This window comes from Vibrio barjaei, assembly GCF_001639065.2.
GTDB lineage: Bacteria > Pseudomonadota > Gammaproteobacteria > Enterobacterales > Vibrionaceae > Vibrio > Vibrio barjaei.
Genome location: NZ_LQXO02000057.1, coordinates 1 through 1,588 on the forward strand (window position 1 = coordinate 1; position 1,588 = coordinate 1,588).

Below are 1,588 nucleotides of genomic sequence, written 5' to 3' on the forward strand. Positions count from 1 at the left end.
TCAGTATTCATTGAGCCGAACAAAATCTTAAATTGAAGAGTTTGATCATGGCTCAGATTGAACGCTGGCGGCAGGCCTAACACATGCAAGTCGAGCGGAAACGAGTTAACTGACCCTTCGGGTGACGTTAACGGCGTCGAGCGGCGGACGGGTGAGTAATGCCTGGGAAATTGCCCTGATGTGGGGGATAACCATTGGAAACGATGGCTAATACCGCATAATGCCTTCGGGCCAAAGAGGGGGACCTTCGGGCCTCTCGCGTCAGGATATGCCCAGGTGGGATTAGCTAGTTGGTAAGGTAATGGCTTACCAAGGCGACGATCCCTAGCTGGTCTGAGAGGATGATCAGCCACACTGGAACTGAGACACGGTCCAGACTCCTACGGGAGGCAGCAGTGGGGAATATTGCACAATGGGCGCAAGCCTGATGCAGCCATGCCGCGTGTGTGAAGAAGGCCTTCGGGTTGTAAAGCACTTTCAGTCGTGAGGAAGGTAGTGTAGTTAATAGCTGCATTGCTTGACGTTAGCGACAGAAGAAGCACCGGCTAACTCCGTGCCAGCAGCCGCGGTAATACGGAGGGTGCGAGCGTTAATCGGAATTACTGGGCGTAAAGCGCATGCAGGTGGTTCGTTAAGTCAGATGTGAAAGCCCGGGGCTCAACCTCGGAACTGCATTTGAAACTGGCGGACTAGAGTACTGTAGAGGGGGGTAGAATTTCAGGTGTAGCGGTGAAATGCGTAGAGATCTGAAGGAATACCGGTGGCGAAGGCGGCCCCCTGGACAGATACTGACACTCAGATGCGAAAGCGTGGGGAGCAAACAGGATTAGATACCCTGGTAGTCCACGCCGTAAACGATGTCTACTTGGAGGTTGTGGCCTTGAGCCGTGGCTTTCGGAGCTAACGCGTTAAGTAGACCGCCTGGGGAGTACGGTCGCAAGATTAAAACTCAAATGAATTGACGGGGGCCCGCACAAGCGGTGGAGCATGTGGTTTAATTCGATGCAACGCGAAGAACCTTACCTACTCTTGACATCCAGAGAAGCCAGCGGAGACGCAGGTGTGCCTTCGGGAGCTCTGAGACAGGTGCTGCATGGCTGTCGTCAGCTCGTGTTGTGAAATGTTGGGTTAAGTCCCGCAACGAGCGCAACCCTTATCCTTGTTTGCCAGCGAGTAATGTCGGGAACTCCAGGGAGACTGCCGGTGATAAACCGGAGGAAGGTGGGGACGACGTCAAGTCATCATGGCCCTTACGAGTAGGGCTACACACGTGCTACAATGGCGCATACAGAGGGCAGCCAACTTGCGAAAGTGAGCGAATCCCAAAAAGTGCGTCGTAGTCCGGATTGGAGTCTGCAACTCGACTCCATGAAGTCGGAATCGCTAGTAATCGTAGATCAGAATGCTACGGTGAATACGTTCCCGGGCCTTGTACACACCGCCCGTCACACCATGGGAGTGGGCTGCAAAAGAAGTGGGTAGTTTAACCTTCGGGAGGACGCTCACCACTTTGTGGTTCATGACTGGGGTGAAGTCGTAACAAGGTAGCCCTAGGGGAACCTGGGGCTGGATCACCTCCTTATACGAA

The 1,588-nt window shown here is 53.8% G+C and carries 1 rRNA gene; it reads left to right on the plus strand.

What is annotated here, in order from left to right:
- Window positions 1-29: 29 nt before the first annotated feature.
- A 16S ribosomal RNA gene (locus AWH66_RS24005) occupies window positions 30-1,582 on the plus strand.
- The last annotated feature ends 6 nt before the right edge of the window (window positions 1,583-1,588 follow it).